17 protein-coding genes and 1 tRNA gene are annotated in these 14,978 nt (G+C 68.1%); 7 read left to right on the plus strand and 11 right to left on the minus strand.

Features of this window, described 5'->3' with window-relative positions:
- Nucleotides 1-25: 25 nt before the first annotated feature.
- From ABD770_RS13625 to ABD770_RS13635, 3 genes are read right to left on the minus strand one after another with little or no spacing between them, the layout of a single operon-like run.
- Complete coding sequence (locus tag ABD770_RS13625; RefSeq protein ID WP_344820215.1) at nucleotides 26-1,741, minus strand: bifunctional 3'-5' exonuclease/DNA polymerase; 1,716 nt, start codon at nucleotides 1,739-1,741, stop codon at nucleotides 26-28.
- 28 nt (nucleotides 1,742-1,769) lie between these two features.
- Nucleotides 1,770-2,504 (minus strand): zinc ribbon domain-containing protein, encoded by a 735-nt coding sequence (locus tag ABD770_RS13630; RefSeq protein WP_344820216.1) that lies wholly within the window; start codon nucleotides 2,502-2,504, stop codon nucleotides 1,770-1,772.
- Between the two features lie 10 nt (nucleotides 2,505-2,514).
- Entirely contained in the window at nucleotides 2,515-2,922 is a 408-nt protein-coding gene (locus tag ABD770_RS13635) for a YchJ family protein (RefSeq protein ID WP_344820217.1), read from the minus strand.
- A 60-nt stretch (nucleotides 2,923-2,982) separates the two neighbouring features.
- Here ABD770_RS13635 and ABD770_RS13640 point away from each other — a divergent pair, with 60 nt between their 5' ends.
- The 6 genes from ABD770_RS13640 (at nucleotide 2,983) to ABD770_RS13665 (ending at nucleotide 7,278) form a co-directional block, all read left to right on the plus strand.
- The gene (locus tag ABD770_RS13640) at nucleotides 2,983-3,834 is read left to right on the plus strand and encodes an aldo/keto reductase (RefSeq protein ID WP_344820218.1); all 852 of its coding nucleotides are present in this window, start codon (nucleotides 2,983-2,985) and stop codon (nucleotides 3,832-3,834) included.
- Complete coding sequence (locus tag ABD770_RS13645; RefSeq protein ID WP_344820219.1) at nucleotides 3,831-4,784, plus strand: methyltransferase family protein; 954 nt, start codon at nucleotides 3,831-3,833, stop codon at nucleotides 4,782-4,784. Before ABD770_RS13640 ends, ABD770_RS13645 begins: the two co-directional genes overlap by 4 nt.
- A 5-nt stretch (nucleotides 4,785-4,789) precedes the next feature.
- Nucleotides 4,790-5,863 (plus strand): acyltransferase family protein, encoded by a 1,074-nt coding sequence (locus ABD770_RS13650; protein WP_344820220.1) that lies wholly within the window; start codon nucleotides 4,790-4,792, stop codon nucleotides 5,861-5,863.
- A 132-nt stretch (nucleotides 5,864-5,995) separates the two neighbouring features.
- Nucleotides 5,996-6,199 (plus strand): hypothetical protein, encoded by a 204-nt coding sequence (locus tag ABD770_RS13655; protein WP_344820221.1) that lies wholly within the window; start codon nucleotides 5,996-5,998, stop codon nucleotides 6,197-6,199.
- Between the two features lie 130 nt (nucleotides 6,200-6,329).
- Nucleotides 6,330-7,193, plus strand: coding sequence for a tyrosine-type recombinase/integrase (locus ABD770_RS13660; RefSeq protein ID WP_344820222.1), 864 nt, complete (start codon nucleotides 6,330-6,332; stop codon nucleotides 7,191-7,193).
- Nucleotides 7,194-7,206: 13 nt separating this feature from the next.
- Nucleotides 7,207-7,278, plus strand: a tRNA-Val gene (locus ABD770_RS13665).
- Between the two features lie 87 nt (nucleotides 7,279-7,365).
- Here the strand turns inward: ABD770_RS13665 and ABD770_RS13670 are convergent.
- The 3 genes from ABD770_RS13670 to ABD770_RS13680 all read right to left on the minus strand — a co-directional run bounded on the left by ABD770_RS13670 (nucleotide 7,366) and on the right by ABD770_RS13680 (nucleotide 8,745).
- The gene (locus ABD770_RS13670; protein ID WP_344820223.1) at nucleotides 7,366-7,695 is read right to left on the minus strand and encodes a hypothetical protein; all 330 of its coding nucleotides are present in this window, start codon (nucleotides 7,693-7,695) and stop codon (nucleotides 7,366-7,368) included.
- 8 nt (nucleotides 7,696-7,703) lie between these two features.
- On the minus strand, nucleotides 7,704-7,943 hold the full coding sequence (locus ABD770_RS13675; protein WP_344820224.1) for a hypothetical protein: 240 nt from the start codon (nucleotides 7,941-7,943) through the stop codon (nucleotides 7,704-7,706).
- Between the two features lie 82 nt (nucleotides 7,944-8,025).
- Nucleotides 8,026-8,745: a M15 family metallopeptidase domain-containing protein gene (locus ABD770_RS13680; protein WP_344820225.1), complete on the minus strand. Its 720-nt coding sequence runs from the start codon at nucleotides 8,743-8,745 to the stop codon at nucleotides 8,026-8,028.
- An 85-nt stretch (nucleotides 8,746-8,830) separates the two neighbouring features.
- Here ABD770_RS13680 and ABD770_RS13685 point away from each other — a divergent pair, with 85 nt between their 5' ends.
- Nucleotides 8,831-9,370 (plus strand): serine O-acetyltransferase, encoded by a 540-nt coding sequence (locus tag ABD770_RS13685; RefSeq protein ID WP_344820226.1) that lies wholly within the window; start codon nucleotides 8,831-8,833, stop codon nucleotides 9,368-9,370.
- A gap of 1 nt (nucleotide 9,371) precedes the next feature.
- Here ABD770_RS13685 and ABD770_RS13690 read toward each other — a convergent pair whose 3' ends face one another.
- The 5 genes from ABD770_RS13690 to ABD770_RS13710 form a co-directional block, all read right to left on the minus strand.
- Complete coding sequence (locus tag ABD770_RS13690; protein ID WP_344820227.1) at nucleotides 9,372-11,408, minus strand: glycosyl hydrolase family 28-related protein; 2,037 nt, start codon at nucleotides 11,406-11,408, stop codon at nucleotides 9,372-9,374.
- Nucleotides 11,409-11,526: 118 nt separating this feature from the next.
- Nucleotides 11,527-12,336: a fibronectin type III domain-containing protein gene (locus ABD770_RS13695; RefSeq protein ID WP_344820228.1), complete on the minus strand. Its 810-nt coding sequence runs from the start codon at nucleotides 12,334-12,336 to the stop codon at nucleotides 11,527-11,529.
- 10 nt (nucleotides 12,337-12,346) lie between these two features.
- A complete protein-coding gene (locus ABD770_RS13700) occupies nucleotides 12,347-12,976 on the minus strand; it encodes a hypothetical protein (RefSeq protein WP_344820229.1) in 630 nt (209 codons plus the stop codon).
- Entirely contained in the window at nucleotides 12,976-14,070 is a 1,095-nt protein-coding gene (locus ABD770_RS13705) for a Gp37-like protein (RefSeq protein WP_344820230.1), read from the minus strand. The genes ABD770_RS13700 and ABD770_RS13705 overlap by 1 nt, the downstream gene beginning before the upstream one ends.
- Before the next feature lie 8 nt (nucleotides 14,071-14,078).
- Entirely contained in the window at nucleotides 14,079-14,858 is a 780-nt protein-coding gene (locus ABD770_RS13710; protein WP_344820231.1) for a hypothetical protein, read from the minus strand.
- Nucleotides 14,859-14,978 lie beyond the last annotated feature (120 nt).

A 14,978-nucleotide genomic window follows, 5' to 3' on the forward strand; every position in this document is an offset into this window, starting at 1 on the left:
GTGTGCCGAGTCTACCGCCGTCGCGTCACTTCCCCGCATCGTCGCCGATATGCACATCCAGCGGCACGTCGACGGCGAATCCGGGGAACAGGCGTGCGGTCGCCGCCGCGGCCGCGTCGCGCACGATCTGCGCGACGGCATCGGCCTGCTCGGCCGGGCAGTGCACGACCACCTCGTCATGCAGGAAGAGCGACAGATGCGGTCGTGTCGCGAACACGGGTCCCGAGGCCGGGGCGGGGACGGATGCGGGCGGCAGCGCCATCAGCCGGTGCCGGATCTCGGCGAGCCACACCAGCGCCCACTCGGCCGCGGTGCCCTGCACGATGAAGTTCCGCGTGAATCGCCCTCGGTCCCGCGCACGGGCCCGAGACTCGTCGCCCGGCGTCCCCTCCCCGATGCTCTGCGAGCCGTCCCGCGGCGCGCCGTCCACCCGTGACGAAGCGGGGCGGGGAGAACTGCGCCCCAGCAGTGTGCTGACGACCCCACCGGCCTCTCCGACGCGCGCGGCGGCGTCGACGAGTCCCATGGCCCGAGGGAATACCGAACGCAGGCGGGGTGCGAGCCGGCCGCTCTCCCCCGTCGTCGCCCCGTACATCGCACCGAGCACCGCGTACTTCGCCTCCCGTCGGGTGGCGACCGCTCCCGACCGCACGACGCCCTCGTACAGGTCGGCGCCGCGCGCGGCATCCGCCATCGCGTCATCCCGCGCCATCGCGGCCAGCACCCGCGGCTCCAGCTGCGCCACGTCGGCGCTCACGAGGGTCCATCCCGGATCGGCGTGGACGGCGGCGCGCAGCAGCCGCGGGATCTGCAGCGCCCCGCCCCCGGACGACGCCCATCGTCCCGTGACGACCCCGCCGGTCAGATACACCGGACGGAACCGGTCGCCGTGCACCCAGTCGTCCAGCCACGCCCACCCGTTGGCGGCGTGCAGCCGCGCGAGCCGCTTGTACTCCAGCAGGGGCGCGATGACGGGGTGATCGACCTCCGCAAGACTCCGCTTGGAGGTGGACTCGACGAACACGCCGACACGGTGCAGCGCGCGCAGCAGCCGGGGCGGGCTGTCCACGTTCACGGACTCGTCGTTCAGGTGCGCGGCGATCAGCGTCGCCAGCTCCGCCATCCTCGCCGGCCGCGCCCCGCGCAGCGGACGGGGGCCGAGCTCCTCCTCGAGGATGCGCTCATGGATGCGCCTGCTCCACGGCACACCGGCCGCCGTCATCTCCTCGGCGACCAGGGCCCCGGTCGACTCCGCCGTGCACAGCAGCGCGAGTCGCCCATCGCGAGCGCGCCGGAGCGCGGCACGCTGGGCGCGCCACTGCGCGACCGCGTCGTCGAACCCGTCACCGTGCCGGCCGTCGGCCGGCACCACGTCGAACAGCCCGGGCTGCTCCCCCGCCTCAGGGATCGCATCGGCACGCATCCAGGAGGCGGATGCCGTCAGCGGCGTGTCCAGAGCGTCGGTGTCACGAAGGATCGCATGACACAGCAGGAGATCCCACGCCCGACGCAGCCGGATGCCTCGCTCGAGCAGCGGCGGATAGAAGCTGCGCAGACTCCGCACGATCCAGCGCGGCGCATACCGCTCCTCGAGGTCGCGAATGCGCACTGCCAGCACGTCGTCCGGGACATGCTCCGCGACGATGTCCGCGTCGGGATCCTCGACCCGTGCGATCGACCAGCCCCGCCCATCCCCCGCACGCCCGACGACGGCATGCGGAGGCGGCTCCGGCGGCGTCATGGCGCGACGACGATGCTCCGGGTGCCGGTCACAGCCCGGACTCCTCCGTGCGCACGAGGATCGCACCGCACTCCGGGCACGAGACGACATCATCGGGCGCGGCTTTGCGGATCCGCGTCAGATCGGTGCCGGGCAGCACCATCCGGCATCCCTCGCACACGCCGGCGCGCAGCAGTCCCACGCCGATCCCGTCGCGCGCCGAGCGCCTCTCGAACTCGACGAGCAGCTCCGCCGCGACCGTCCCGGCCAGCGCAGCCCGGTCGCGTGCGAGACGTGTGCTCTCCTCTGCGGCGGCAGCCATCTCCGCCTTCGCCCGGGCCGTCAACGCGGCGCCCTCGGCCTGCGTCTGGTCGATCAGCGCCTGCTGCGTGTCGACGGCGGACTGCGCGTCCTCGACCCGTGCCATGACCTCCAGCTGCGTGTCTTCGAGCATGTCGATCCGTCGACTCAGGGCATCGATCTCGTTCTCCAGAGCCTGGGCCTGCTTCGGGTCGGTCGAGGACGTCAGGCGCTCCGCGTCGCGGTCGCGCCGCTGCGTCGCCAGCGCCACATCGGATTCCACCCGGCCGAGCTCGGCCCGTGCATCGTCCAGGGCCCCCGCCAGCACGGTCAGCTCGTTCAGCTGCTGCTTTCGCGCATCAGCGAGCTCATTGATCCGCGCGCCCTGAGGGGGCTGCGTGCGAGCGCGCTCGGCCTGCTGAATCCGACGATCGAGGTCGGCGATCGCGAGCAGGGTGCGCTGGTTCTCGGGAGAGGCTTTCACGCTCTCCAACCTACTGGTTGACGATGACGCCGTCGACGTACAACCAGGCCCGACCCTCCCGCAGGAATCTGCTCCGCTCGTGGAGAGTCCCGCGCACGCCGTCCTGCCGGTACAGCGCCACGAACTCGACGATCCCCTCGACATCGAACGGCCCGCCGCGCCGAACGTCCAGGACATCCAGCCTGCGCCATTCGATCCCGCCGTCCGGGTCGAGCACGGCGGGCCTCGTCGTGGGGTGCCAGGTGCGCAGCAGGTGCGCGGCATCCCCCAGAGCGAAAGCCGTGAACCGGGAGCGCATCAGGCGCTGCGCGGTCGGGGCGATACCGGTGGTGAGGACAGGGCGGCAGCAGGAGCCGAACACGTCACCGCTCGTGCACGGGCACCGGCTGTCGCCATCCGGCGAGGCGATGGGCTGCATGCTCCCATCGTCGCAGGCGTCGCCGCGTAGGCTTGTCGGAGGACCGCAACGAGGAGAGCCATGACCGATTCCGCGACCGATTCCATCCGCTTCACAGCGCACAACGGCTTCACCCTGCCGCCCATCGGTCTGGGGACGTACCGTCTGCACGGAGAAGCGGGCGCGAAAGCCGTCGCCGAGGGCATCCGGTTGGGATACCGACTCATCGATTCGGCTGTCAACTACGAGAACGAGGGGGCGGTCGGCGCCGGTGCGGCGGCATCCGGGATCGACGCCGGTGATCTCATCGTGACGACGAAGATCCCCGGACGGCACCATTCCTCGGCGAAGGCGCGCACGAGCATCGAGGAGAGCAGATTCCGGCTCGGCGCCCCGGCGACCGGCCTGCACCTGATCCACTGGCCGAATCCGAGCGTGGACCGGTACGTCGAGGCATGGGAGGCGCTCGTCCAGGCGCAGCAGCGCGGCACCGTGCGTCAGATCGGCGTCTCCAACTTCCTGGCCGAGCACCTGGATCGCATCGAGGGCGAGACGGGTGTCCGTCCCGCCGTCAACCAGATCGAGGTGCATCCGTACTTCCCGCAGGAGGAGGCCCTCGCCCTGCACGCCGAGCGCGGCATCCTCACCGTCGCGTGGAGCCCGCTGGGACGCGCCCGGGAGGTTCTGCAGGAGCCGGTCATCACCCGGACCGCCGCCGCGCACGGCATCACCCCCGCGCAGGTCGTGATCGCCTGGCACGTCGCACGGGGCGTCGTGTCGATCCCGAAGGCGTCCTCCGCGGAGCACCAGCGCGAGAACCTCGCCGCGGCATCGGTCGTGCTGGACCCGGCCGAGGTCGAGGCGATCACCGCCCTGGGACGCCCGGACGGTAGGCTCTTCGACGGGAACCCCGCCACCCACGAGGAGATGTGACCCTCACCGCACGGCTGAATGCCCGATGGGGGCGGGCGTACTTCGCTGTGCAGGCTGCTGCGGGAGCGTTCTGGTGGGCGGGCGTGGCGCTCTCCCCCGGCATCCGCTTCTCGACCCTCGGCGCTCTCCCCGTGGGAACGGTCGCCGTGCTCGATGTGCCGCTGTTCGTGATCGCCTCCGCTCTCGCCGCGTGCCGCGTCCGCTTCGCCACCGGGGTGGCGGCCGGGTGGACCGTTCTCGCGACGGCCGCGACCGCCCTGTATGCGACGGCGTCGGGACTGGCCGGATGGGGCGCGGTGCTCATGATCGCGGCATCGGTGTGCTCCGTGGGCGCACTGCTGCTGATCCACCTGAACAGGATCCCCTCGGAGTGGCTGCTGATCGGTCCGTTCCGGGCCAGGGAGGCGGAATCCGCGCCCGCCCGCACGCACCTGCTGCGCACAGGTGCGCAGATCGTGGTGTTCTGGGGTGTCTGTCTCGTCATCCTCCCCGCCGTGATCGCTCTCCTCGAGCTGCGCTGGGGGCTGCGCCTCTCGTTCCCGACCGCCGTGACGATCGTCGGGATCGTGCTGCTGATCGCCGCCTCGGCGCTCGGCCTGTGGGCGGCGGTCGCAATGGCGGGCCGCGGCGACGGCACCCCGCTGCCGATCGCCACCGCGCGTCTGCTCGTGGTGAGCGGACCGTACCGGCTGGTGCGCAACCCGATGGCCGTGGCCGGCATCGCCCAGGGCGTGGCGGTGGGCCTCGTGTGCGGGTCGTGGCTCGTCGTCGTGTACGCGCTGTGCGGCTCGCTGGTGTGGAACGACCTCATCCGGCCGTGGGAGGAGGAGGATCTCGTCGCACGGTTCGGCAGCTCCTACGAGGCGTACCGTGAGCGCGTGTCGTGCTGGATCCCGCGGCGACCGCGCCGACGCCCCTCCGGTTCCGCTCGGGACCCTCTCGTATACTGACCCGGATGCCCGAGCACACCGAATCCGCACCGTCCACGGGGCCCGCCACACGCGCCGGGGCACGACGCTCCGCCGCAGCTCGACGCGACGGCGTCGACATCAGTCGGGCGCTGGACCGACACGACCGCCGCATCGGCTGGATGGATCTTCTTCGGGGCCTGTCGATCCTCCTGGTGATCCTGCATCACAGCACGCAGATCGTCGTCTACCGCATCGGTGAGGTGCCGGGCTTCTTCGAGTTCCTCAGCTCGTTCTTCGCGCCGTACCGGATGCCGATGCTGATGTTCCTCTCCGGCCTGCTGGTCGCCGGCTCCCTGCATGCACCGACGGGCAAGTACGTGTGGGGCAAGGTGCGCCGCATCGTGTGGCCCATCATCGTGTGGACGGTGATCTACGCCGTCTCCGAGCGCATCGTCGGGCAGGGCGAGTACATGCCCTGGGAACTGGGATTCTGGAACACCTACCTGTGGTTCATGCAGTTCATCTTCGCGTACTACATCCTCGCGCTGCTGATGCGATGGGTGCCGGTGTGGATACTGGTCGCGGTGCCGTTCGTACTCATGTTCGTCATCCCCGCCGAGCTCGAGCTGTTGCAGCGGTTCTTCTACCTCATGCCGTTCTTCTTCCTCGGCGCGTTCATCGAGAAGCACTGGGACCATTACGCATCCCGCCTGAGCGTGCCGCTGGCGGCCGGGCTCTCGGTCATCCCCATCGCCGTCGCGCTGTACTCCGGTCTAGTCCAGCCGCTGTGGTACGAACCGCTCTCGGCGTTGCCTGCCATGCTCGGGATCATGATCCTCGTGCGGCTGACGGCCATCGCCCCGGATGCTCGCTGGCTGGCGCCGGTGCGCTTCGTGGGCCAGTATTCGCTCATCTACTACGTCGCGCACTACCCCGTCTTCGCGGCACTGGGGTGGCTGGCCCTGAAGGCGGGGATCACGAGCGCCGCGCTCGGCCTCCCGGTGATCTTCGTCGCGACCGTCGGCATCGCGACCGTGTTCGCGCTCTTGGGGCGACGGATGCCGGTGAGCCTGCTCTTCGAGCTGCCCCGGCGGATGTGGCCCGCGCGGCAGTGCTGACGGCGCGCTCGGAGCGGCGGTGGGCCCTGCCGGGTTCGAACCGACGACATCCACGGTGAAGTCCGGGCGCTTCACGAGCCCCATCGTATCTCTCAGTGAGGCCCGCCAGCGTCGGACCGGAAAGGCCGCATAATGCCCACCATCGACACGACCAAGGTGCTCAACGAGAGGATCGCCTACTGGGTCATGAGAGGCCGCATCGACATCGCGCGCGAGTTCGCTACCGAGCTTGCGAAGGACCGCGACAACAGGCCGACGCTCGCGGAGTCCGAAGCGGCCACCGAAGCCGTGCTCGCTCACCGCCATTTAGCGCATGCCGCGCTCGCCGCCGCGTGAACGACTCGCACTCATTCGTAGGGCGGAATCTGGGCGGGTCGGTCATCGACCAGCATCCGAACCGATATATACGTTCGGATGCATCAGGCGCCGATCACCCGAAGCCGGCGCCCACCTTCTTGGAGTCACCATGCACAGTAATGACGATTTGCTGACCCTTTTCACCGAGTACCAGCGGTCGCAGGACTTGTCCGAGAACACGATCCGGAACCGCCGGTCAGTGTTGACCAGCCTCGCGAAGACTCTCCCGTCCACGCTTCATGAAGCAGACGTGTTCTCACTGCGCCGCTTCATGGGACAGGAGGGGATCTCGAAAGCCACGAAGCGAACCTACCGGGTCGCGATCCGTGCCTTCTACCGCTTCCTGCAAGAGGAGGGCCTGCGGGATGACGACCCGTCCACGCGGCTGCCGATGATCCAGGTGCCGCGCGGTGAGGCTCGCCCCTTCACCCCCGACCAGGTGGATGCGATGCTCACGAGCGGCGCCTACAAGCGCACGCGGGCGATGATCCTCCTCGGTTACCGTCAAGGGTTCCGCGTGTCACAGATCGCACGCGTCCACGGCGACGACCTCGACCTGCTCTCGATGACGATCGTCACGATCGGGAAGGGCAGGAAGGAACGCCGGCTGCCGCTCCATCCGGTGATCGCGGAACTGTCCGCATCGATGCCCCCACACTCGTGGTGGTTCCCCGCGAGGAAGGACCCGACCAGGCACATGCAGCCGTCTTCGGTGACGGGCCTGATCACGAAGGCGAAGCTGCGTGCCGGGATCACCGACCCGCACCTGACACCGCACTCCCTACGGCACAGTTTCGGGACCGAGCTTGTCGAGCACGGCGTCGACATCAGGGTCGTGCAGGAGCTGATGACGCACGAGGATCTTTCCACCACGCAGATCTACACGCGCGTGTCGGACCGGATGAAGACCGCCGGGATCATCGCCCTACCGTCGCGGCCTATCCCTCAGCATTCGGGTCGCCGGGCGGCGTAGTAGGCTCTCGGGTGGCCGGTTGGCGCAGCGGTAGCGCAGCTCCTTTACACGGAGAAGGTCACCGGTTCGATCCCGGTACCGGCCACAGGATCGCCTACAACGCACGAAAACCCCCACCACGCCTCATTGGGCATGGTGGGGGTTTTATCGCGCCAGAACGCGTGTGGTGGGTCTAGTGGTTGACGCGGGCGATTGCGGCCTGAATGTCGGCGTTCTGCTCGTCCAGGTCGAGTTGCGCGAAGTCTGCGAGGATCTGGTCACGCGACGGCGCACTAACAGTGACAGCGTTTGCGGCGGCGAGTCCACCGACAGGGACGCCAAGGTATGCAGCGACAGCGAGTGCCACGGTCAGCCAGTCGGGTTGACCGACCTGCGCGGCGGCGAACCCAACCTGCACCGCACCGATGATGATGATTCCCAGCACGTACACGGCGTAAATGGTTCTGCGTGCCCGTGCACTGGTGATGATGGACCCGAGCTGGTCAGGTGTGGGGGTAGACATGGTGTCTCCTATTCGTCTTCGAGCCACCCGGCAGGTGGTTCAGGTAGGGGGACCGCGCCGTGACGGTAGGCGTGGTCGATGAGACGCCGGATGTACAGCCAGGAGAGTTTGTCCCGGTGCTCCAACTTCTCGATGCGGGTTTTCTGGGCGGCGATCTCTTGGGAGAGTTGCCGCAGCCACCACATGACGAGCCCGCCGACGATGGTGACCGCCCCGCCGATGATCGCGACGATGATGCCTTCTGTCATAGGTGCCCCCGGATCTCGGCCTGCAACTGGATTCCGGCGAGGATGACCGCGAGCCCGCCGACAATGATTGCCACGATGAGCATCAGCGGGGCCGTACTGCGGCGGCGGCGTCACGTGCCGCGGCGAACATGGACGGGGTGACCTCGATCGCATCCCCGGTCTGGTAGGCGCGGGCGAGTTCGTTCATGGTCCCGGCCTGGTTGTCCACGAACTCGACCCACAGCCCGGAGACGTCGTTGGTGACCGCCGCACGGAACTTGTACTTCGGGTCGGTGGTCTTGTAGATCACGTTGCGTGCCATGTCGTCGTCTTCTTCCTCCGGGTCTCCCGGATCAGTGCTGATAGGTCTTGCGTTGCCTGCCGTGGCGGGCATGCTGTACGGGGACCAGTCGATGATGTGCCAGGGCTCGTATGGCTTCCCGTTGCCGTCGAAATACCCGGCCTGGAACCCGTAGTCCTTGCATAGGCGGGTGAAGTTCGACCAGCCGATGGCCGACCAGTTGGCGACGTCGATCGCGAGACAGTCGCGGCCCTTGTACTCCCCGCCGTGCGAGGACGTGCCCGGCCATGCGGCCATCCCACAGTTCCCCCGGGCGCACCAGTAGTCACGAGCCTGTTGCTGGTTCTGGATGGTGCGGTACCCGTTCGCCCCGCTGGATATGCGGAGGGTCACCCCGTGTCGGCGTTTCCCTTCCTTCACCATCGCCGCCCAGCGTGCCGCCGTCGCCCGGGTCAACACCTGTTCCGGGCCGACCGTGACGAGCATGCTCGACGGGATACGCCCGTTCGGATATCGGGCCATGTCGGGCCTCCATTCCTGGGGTACGAGAAAGCCCCACACATGGCGGGGCTGAAATCAGGGTGGGGTGCGTCGATATGCTTCGGGCATGCCGATAGCCACAAGGGGTGACCTTTCGCAGTACCTTCAAGCAGATCTTCAGGCGCTCGGGATTCCCCGCTACCGCTGGTACTTCCGCGTGACGGACCGCACCGCATACTTCGAACGGCTACTGAGACTCACGGAGTACCGCCTCGCGCACCGGCGGACACTGCTGGGCCGAGTGTGGGCGAAGATCAGCGTCGTCCGTCTGCGTCGGCTCGGTGAGGTCATCGGGGTGAGCATCCACCCGGGATGCTTCGGCCCTGGGTTGAGCATCGCCCACCCGGGCGGGATCGTCGTCAACCCGCACACACGGATCGGTGCAGGGTGCCGCATCCACCAGAACGTGACCATCGGGAGCGTCAAGGACGCAGCCCCGGTCATCGGAGACGACGCATGGCTCGGCCCCGGTGCGGTGCTCTACGGGGCTATCACCCTGGGCGACCACATCGCAGTCGGCGCGAACAGCGTCGTCGGAGACGACTTCCCTGGCGGAGTCACCGTTGCCGGCGCCCCCGCCAGGGTCATCCGTGACAGCGGCTACTGACCTACCTCGAGTACCAGTTCGCGCCGTCGTTGAGTACTTCGGCCCACTCATCGGCCGAGACCGACGTCTTGCCCTTCACAGACCCGCCAGCCGTAGCGATAGTGATCACACCGGTGCCACGGTTGAGGACACGGATCGTGTGAGGGATACCGCCCAGGGTCGCCGGGGCCGGAAGGGTGACAGTGAACGTGCCGTCGCACAAGACCGTCTCGTCGAGGACACCCACTGTGATGTTCCCCGTGGCGACCTTGTTGCGCCGGTGCTGCAGAACCTGGTGGATGCCGTCCTTGTTGGCGACCGCCATAGTCCCGTCTCCCCTGGCGTAGAGCCCCACAGCCACTCCGGTTGGAGCTGCGGAGATGCTGGATGGGGTGAACCAGGCGATTCTGCGGGTAGATGGAGGGAGGGTGTACTGCGTAGGGTCTTCGCCCCCAAGCAACAGCCCTGACGACAGCGGAGAGCCTACCGGCCCGGTGATCCGAACCCCACGGAACCCTGACGGCCAGGCAGGCTTAGTGCCCTCTACGACGTCGTACCCTAAGCCGTGCATGTGAGTGACCGCTTCCCACTGCCCGAACGACTCGACAAAAGAGGTCTGGTCGATGATTGTGGACCTCGACAGGTAAGACCCGAAGATCGTTGCCTGCGACGTGTCGCCCTCGAACGCCTTCGCGAGGCGGGTCGTCGGTCCGCCTTTCATCGTCGTCCCGATCGCGACGAACGTCTGCCCGGAAGGCACCTTCACTCCCACACACGTGCCATCGGAGGGATACCCGCCGAGCACGTGGCAGGCGACCATGACCGTTCCGGAGCACAGCACGTTGGAGAAGTCGAACCCGGCCTGTGTGGCGGAATCCGCGAAGCAGTGGGACCACCGGTTGCGGTGCCCGCCCTGGAAGGCGATAGCCAGAGGCTGATCTGCCGTGTTCCACACGTGCACGAATGCGATGTCGTTGTTCTCGCCGTCTACGCGCACACCAGTCGCAGCCCCGTTGATGAGCGCCTTGTGGAAGTGGGAATCAGAGACGCTGCGGTACCAGACACCGACCGACCCGTCCGCCGGCTGGCCTTCGCCAGGGCCAGTGTTCCGGGTCTTCCAGGTGTTCAAGTTCCAAGACATGATCTCCCAGGAACGGTCAGCACCGGCCGTGCTATCGCGTCCGAACCAGAACCCGCCACCGTTCGCGCGGAAGTCACGAACGGTCAGATTCCCAACCCGGGCGGCGATCGCGTACGGGACGTACACGCCGACATCCGCGAGGCCCGCACAGTCGATCATGGCCGATTCGGCTTCACCCACGATGACCGTGTGGTACTGGGTGCGCTCTTCCAGATTCGGCGCGCGGACCACAGGCCCGGCGATCACCGCACCCGCCTTGATAACTGCGTTCGCGCCCATCACGATCGTCACCCGCTCAGGGACGTCGATCGTCGAGGTGACCCGGAGCGTGCCCTGAGGGATGTACACGCTGGGGTGCAGCGGCAGATCCGGCCATGGACCCCCCTCATTCCCAGACCAGTAGTTCTTCCGGTACCCGGTGACGACCGACTCGGCGTGCGCGAGCGCCGCGTTCATCGCAGCGGTGTCGTCGGCGACCCCATCGAGCTTTGCCCCGAAGTCGCGAGGGTCGATCCAGTTCTCCCCACGCGCCACGAACGTCGCGGACAGCTGCGAGGAGAACGCCGAGGTCTGGTCGGACGCCACTTCGGCCATGATGGAGTCGTTCGTGTCGCCCACCGCCTGCGCTGCCGCTGCGGCCGCAGTCGCCTCATCAGCGGCGGTCGTCGCGAGTCCAGCGGCGTCTGATGCCACGGTCCCCGCGTCGATCGCAGCCTGCACCTGCTCCGGCCCCAGGCCGGCCTGCAGCACCGCCCCGTACACGGACGTGAGCGAGGTCACGAAGGTGCCCGACTTGATCAGCACCTGCGGCGGGTCACCGGCGACACGGAAGTCGGGCAGCACACCCACGCTCGACGAACGCAGCTCGGTGATCGCCGCACCAGACCCCGGCTCGAACACGGCCAGCGGGGTGGACATGCTCTTGTCGTCGACCGCGTGGACCGTGAACACGGCACCGGCGACGAGGCGGTCCTGGGTGGGGTCGTATGCGATCGGGGTGCCGAAGTAGTCCTGAAACTCGACCATGATGCTCCTCTTATGCTGGCGACACGAACGCGCCGCCCTTGCCGACGAAAACCTGCGCCGCCGGGAACTGCCCGGCCTTGCCGACCGATGCGGCCCCGGTCACAAACTGGCCGCCCTTACCGACCCGCACACCGGGCAGGGTGCGAGCGTCCGCCCAATCGGACCACGCACCCGTCCCCGCAGACGACTTCGCCCGCACCCGGAAGAAGTAGCCGGTGTCTGCCGTCAGACCGCTGATGCTCTTCGACCGTGTCGTGCCCTGCGACTGGGTGGTCGCCCCCGACTCCGACGCCGACGTGTTCCACTGCACGTCGTACCCGCTGATCGCCGCCGTCCCCGCGGACGGTGCCGACCAGGTCAGGTACACCGACGACGCGGTGACCGCCGACACGGAAGGTTCCGGGGTCTTCCCCGGGGGGATGTTCTTCGCCGGCATCTTCGGGATCGTGATCGACCCGGACGGCAGGGTCTGGACGTTCCCATAGGACAGTTCCATGCGCAGCGGGTAGGTCGTTGACGTGCCAGCCCAGTAGCCGTCATCGTTCGCGTTCACCCAGAAGTCGTACGGGCCCTCGTTCCAGCCCGTGATCCCGGACGGCAGGAACGGGTCCCGCGTGAATCGGCCCTTCTCCGCGTTGTTGCCCCGCACCGTCTGATACCCGCCGCCACCATATGACGACCCGGAGGCCTTCGACATGCGCAGGTAGGCGCGCAGCAGCCACCGCCGGTTCGTGGTGTCCGTCTGCGCAATGTCACAGTCGAGGTAGAACGTCGCGTACGGAGACGGGCCCTGGCTGCTAGTGATCCTGTTCGTCGCCACGACCCACCCCCTACGGCTTCTTCACCCAGACGAGGTTCTCCGCCACCGGCGGCTGCGTGGACCCCACATACACGCTGTCAGGCACCCAGGTCTGGTTCCCGGACGCGTCGAACCCGATCACCCAGGTGACACCGTTGATCCAGATGCGGGTGCCGATCCTGGTCAGGTAGTCGCGCACCAGCGGGTGCCGTGCGGCCAACCCGCCGTCACCGTGCCAGACCCGCAGGTCGATGACCTCCTGCACGCCCGTCTGCCCAGCCGAGAACCGCACCAGCGCGATCGGCTGATCATCCTCCACCCCAGGCGATGTCGACCGGGCCGGGATCGACGCCGACGACCCGCCCTGGATCAGCACCAGTGTGGACGTCGACGTGGACCAGTCCCGCCGCAGCGCCACCAGATCCCACCGGTTCCCCGACGCGACAGGGGCACCCGTCAGCGACTCGACCGCATCCGACGTGTCCAGGATGCCCTGCCCCGCCGCCGTGCCCGGCTGCACACTCACCACCCGGTCACCCGACCCGGCCGATACCGCGAAGCTGTCCTTGCCGGTGACACCGTACTGGGCGCCCATGTGCGAGGTGAGCGTCGCCCACTCCGCATAGTCGACCGTGCCCTCGAAGCCCGTCGAAGTGATCATCAGCGCCTCCCAGCGTCTCTCAAGCCACGTGCAAGCCCAGCGACCTGCACACCGATCTCCGCGTCCGGGGAGTCATCCACCGACCCCAACACCGGGGTCACCAGCACGCCCTCACCCGGCGACTCAGTCACCTTGACGAGCGTGATCCGCTCCGTCACATCCAGCGGGCCGACGACCACCCGCACCCGGTCACCGGCCAGGAACGTGCTCCCGAACCGGAACCGTTCCGACTCGAGCAGCGACATAGACACGCTCGCTGTCGGTGCACCCTCGGCGAGCGTCTCGTCCGCGTCAATCGACAGGTCCGCGCCCTCGTCAGACATGCGGGAGTCCTTGAACGTCTCCACAATGTCGCCCCAGGACGCCTCGAGCGCCGCGTCGATCTTCTGGTACAGCCGGCGGTTCTCCTTCTCACCTTCACCGCCGACCACCACCCGTGTGGTGGCGGGCGCGGTGCGGGACCAGTCGTAGTTCTCGAGCACACCCGTCAGATCCGACAGAAGCCCCGGAACAACCACGGCAGCCCGCACGTCCACGACCGGGTCGGGACTGTAGGTGATGGTGACGATCAGGTCGTCCGCATCCAGGGCGGGGAGTGTCTTCTCCGCGAGCGGGTGGAACCGAAACTCCGCCCTCGCCGCACTCCCCCGCCCCTGCGACGGTGCGACCGTCCACGGCACGCCCAAACGGGTGAAGTTCGCCGCCAGGGCCGCCTTGAACACATCCTCCGAAGTGCCCGTGTAGCGGGCATAATCGACGTCCTGCCCAGTGACCGCAGCGGTGGGTTTCGGCCACCCCTGCCAGTCCCACAGCTTCCGGAAGTCGCCCTCCACACGGACGGTCGTCTGCCCCACAGGACCGGTCCCCTGCATCGTCGCGACCCGGCCCCGGAACCACTCGACGCCACGGAACCTGTACGCGCACCGCGCACCCTCCACGCTGATCGCCGGCAACGCCTCATGGTCATCATCGAGGGTGAACTCCGCCCACGGGACACCGTTCGCGGGGATCTCCGCCGTCGACTCCAACGCCACCAGCCGCCGCTTGAACCCGTCCGACTGGTCGAAGATCACGAACTCTACGACGTCGTCCACGACACCCCCTAGAACGCTCGGAAGAACAGTGGTGTGAGCTCGGCGGTGATCCCACCAGCACCGGACGCCGACACGGTCAGCGGGACGGACCCACCGGACGGCACCGCGGCGAACTCCAGCAGCCCAAGCTGCTCGGTCACGTCGACCCCGTCCAGGCGTGCGGACACGTTCCGGGGGTCGGTGTCGATGCGCAGCGTCTGCCCGGCAGCGATCTCGAACGGCACGGTGGCGGTCACGTTCCCGACACCGAGGACCACATCCGTGAGCGGCCCTTCAACCGTCCACGTCAACCAGGCGTCCACATCGCCCACGTTCGGGACTGTCGCCGACGCGAACGTCGCCGCAGGGGACAGATGGAACGTGGGCGCCAGCCCTGGAGGAATGAAGTCCGACCCGGTCGGCGCCGAGTACGGGCCCCTCCGGACCGTCTTCCCTTCCCAGTACGGCTGTTCCGGTTCCATCTGCACGGGGATCACAGCCCACCCGGCCGCGTACGGGTCCCGGGGGAACTGGTGCTCCTCCCCGAACACGCCCGTCAGACGGAGAGTCCGCGTCTGCGTCCCCGCGGTGACCTCCCAGACGCCCGCCTTCTGCGGGTGGATCGTGTTGAAGAAGCGCGTGTAGACGTCCCGCCACAGCTCGGACCCGTCACCGTACACGTACAACGGCCAGAACACGTCACGGGATGCGGTCCGCCACCCCCGGTTCCGGAAACCAGGCACCGCGCGCGACGTCGACGTGAACTTGTCGATCGTCGGGAAATGCAGGCCCGTCACCCCGTCGACCATCAGGCAGACCCCAGCGCGCCAGTCGTTCAGATCCCAGACGGAACCATCATGACCAGTCCACCGCATACGCAACCCGGTCGACACCCCACCAGGGGGCGGGGCGACCGGTGGCGCCGCAAG

The organism is Microbacterium soli (assembly GCF_039539005.1).
GTDB lineage: Bacteria > Actinomycetota > Actinomycetes > Actinomycetales > Microbacteriaceae > Microbacterium > Microbacterium soli.

Excerpts from the sequence above, each read along its gene's own strand:
- ABD770_RS13670 (WP_344820223.1), bottom strand. The coding sequence starts at position 7,695 with ATGTCTACCCCCACACCTGACCAGCTCGGGTCCATCATCACCAGTGCA.
- ABD770_RS13640 (WP_344820218.1), top strand. The coding sequence starts at position 2,983 with ATGACCGATTCCGCGACCGATTCCATCCGCTTCACAGCGCACAACGGC.
- ABD770_RS13650 (WP_344820220.1), top strand. The coding sequence starts at position 4,790 with ATGCCCGAGCACACCGAATCCGCACCGTCCACGGGGCCCGCCACACGC.
- ABD770_RS13675 (WP_344820224.1), bottom strand. The coding sequence starts at position 7,943 with ATGACAGAAGGCATCATCGTCGCGATCATCGGCGGGGCGGTCACCATC.
- ABD770_RS13690 (WP_344820227.1), bottom strand. The coding sequence starts at position 11,408 with ATGTCCACCCCGCTGGCCGTGTTCGAGCCGGGGTCTGGTGCGGCGATC.
- ABD770_RS13635 (WP_344820217.1), bottom strand. The coding sequence starts at position 2,922 with ATGCAGCCCATCGCCTCGCCGGATGGCGACAGCCGGTGCCCGTGCACG.
- ABD770_RS13655 (WP_344820221.1), top strand. The coding sequence starts at position 5,996 with ATGCCCACCATCGACACGACCAAGGTGCTCAACGAGAGGATCGCCTAC.
- ABD770_RS13660 (WP_344820222.1), top strand. The coding sequence starts at position 6,330 with ATGCACAGTAATGACGATTTGCTGACCCTTTTCACCGAGTACCAGCGG.
- ABD770_RS13680 (WP_344820225.1), bottom strand. The coding sequence starts at position 8,745 with ATGGCCCGATATCCGAACGGGCGTATCCCGTCGAGCATGCTCGTCACG.
- ABD770_RS13710 (WP_344820231.1), bottom strand. The coding sequence starts at position 14,858 with ATGGTCGACGGGGTGACGGGCCTGCATTTCCCGACGATCGACAAGTTC.
- ABD770_RS13685 (WP_344820226.1), top strand. The coding sequence starts at position 8,831 with ATGCCGATAGCCACAAGGGGTGACCTTTCGCAGTACCTTCAAGCAGAT.
- ABD770_RS13700 (WP_344820229.1), bottom strand. The coding sequence starts at position 12,976 with ATGATCACTTCGACGGGCTTCGAGGGCACGGTCGACTATGCGGAGTGG.
- ABD770_RS13625 (WP_344820215.1), bottom strand. The coding sequence starts at position 1,741 with ATGACGCCGCCGGAGCCGCCTCCGCATGCCGTCGTCGGGCGTGCGGGG.